Raw genomic sequence first — 1,641 nt, forward strand, 5'->3', positions numbered from 1 at the left:
CGGTCGTCCGAGGCGCCGGCCTGGGCCGCGGGGCAGCCCGGGGCGCAGCAGGTGCGCACGAGCACGACGCCGACCCCGGTCGCGAGCCAGCTGACCCTCGACCTCGGTGACTCGCCGGAGCTCGGCGAGGGGGTCGGTCTGCCCGAGATGAGCGTGCCCGACCAGGTGGGCGCCGAGCTGGAGATCCTCGGGCTCGACGCCTCGCGGCACGTCATGGACTTCTACGCGCCGATGCTCGAGGCCCTCGGGGTGACCCGCAGCGCCGACCTGCTCTCGGTGCGCAGTGGTGCCCAGATCCTCGCCGCGGGGGTCAAGGTCGCGACCCAGACCCCGCCGATCCGCTCCGGGCGTCGGGTCGTCTTCCTCACCGTCGACGACGCGACCGGGCCGGTCGACGCGACCTTCTTCGAGGACGTGCAGGGGCCCTACGCGGCGACGATCTTCCACTCGTGGCTGCTGCTCGTGCGCGGCACGATCCGGCGCGCGGGGCCGCGCGGGGTCTCGGTGCTCGCCTCCGGCGCGTGGGAGCTGTCGACGCTGTGGGAGGCCTGGCAACGCGGCGGCATCACCGCCGTGCACGCCGCGCTCGACGAGGCCGACGACCTCGCCCGCGCCCGCGACGCCGCGCACCAGCAGCCTGCCGGGCACCGGGTGCTCGTCCACGCGTCGGGCTTCCGCCAGCGCCGTGGGCCGACACCCGCCCCGCCGGCACCGGTGTCGAGCCCCCGCGCAAGCTGTGGCACTCCTCGCCCGGCAGCTCGGGGCACTGAGGGGCGTCGACCGGCCGGGGCGGGTCCCCCTTCGTCCGGGTCAAAGACGCAGCGCGTGTGGGGACACGCGCTGCGTCTTTGACCGAGGGCAGTCAGGTGGGGGACATCTCGCGCGTACCGGCGTGCGACGGTACGTGCATGCCTCACACGGATGACGCGACGCTGACCACGGTCCTGGACCTCGAGCGCGAGCTGCAGTCGCCCGAGACGCGGGCCGACAGTGGGCGGGTGGGCGACCTCCTTGCCCCGGACTTCGAGGAGGTCGGGGCATCTGGTCGGGTCTGGGACCGCGACTCGATCCTTGCGATGCTCGAGTCGGAGGCCGCGGACCCCGACTCGTCGAGCATCGAGATCGACGACCTGCGAGCCCGGGTCATCGCACCGGGCGTCATCCGGGTCTCGTGGACGTCGGCCCAAGGAGAGCGCCGCGCGCGGCGCACGTCGATCTGGTGCGCACGAGAGGGCGGCTGGCGTCAGGTCCACCACCAGGGGACTCTGCTGACCTGACGGTGGACCGAGGTGGCACCGACCGGATAGTCGGTCGCGGATACCTCGACCCGGGAGCGGGGAGGCCGAAGGGGGTGTCGGCGGCGGCGACTAGGGTTGGGGCCATGAGTGAGGAGCGTGCGTGGCGACGTGGCGGCAGCGGAGTCGAGGGCAATGTCCGGACGGCAGCCGTGTGGTCCCAGGTCCGCACGCTCAGCGAGTCCCGGCAGCGTGAGCTCTCCCGGCCCCTGCGCGTCCTCGACCTCGGCGGCCGGCACCGGCGGCCTGGCCGTCGCCCTCGCCGAGCAGGGGCACACCGTCACCGTCGTCGACCCCCAGCCCCGACGCCCTGGCCTCGCTGAGCCGCCGGGTCGCCGACGTCCGA

At 74.3% G+C, this 1,641-nt stretch carries 2 protein-coding genes; both read left to right on the top strand.

All coding sequences use genetic code 11. From position 1 onward, the window contains the following. Positions 1-852, top strand: an 852-nt coding sequence (locus AC2W7J_RS17995; RefSeq protein ID WP_485984123.1) for an OB-fold nucleic acid binding domain-containing protein, incomplete at its 5' end; no start/stop codon positions are given. 56 nt (positions 853-908) lie between these two features. Further along, positions 909-1,277, top strand: coding sequence for a nuclear transport factor 2 family protein (locus tag AC2W7J_RS18000; RefSeq protein ID WP_485984125.1), 369 nt, complete (start codon positions 909-911; stop codon positions 1,275-1,277). Positions 1,278-1,641 lie beyond the last annotated feature (364 nt).

The sequence above is a fragment of the Janibacter sp. CFPM2_SD2 genome, assembly GCF_057364645.1.

What these genes read in the sequence shown, in the direction of transcription:
- AC2W7J_RS18000 (WP_485984125.1), top strand. Translation starts at nt 909, where the DNA reads ATGCCTCACACGGATGACGCGACGCTGACCACGGTCCTGGACCTCGAG.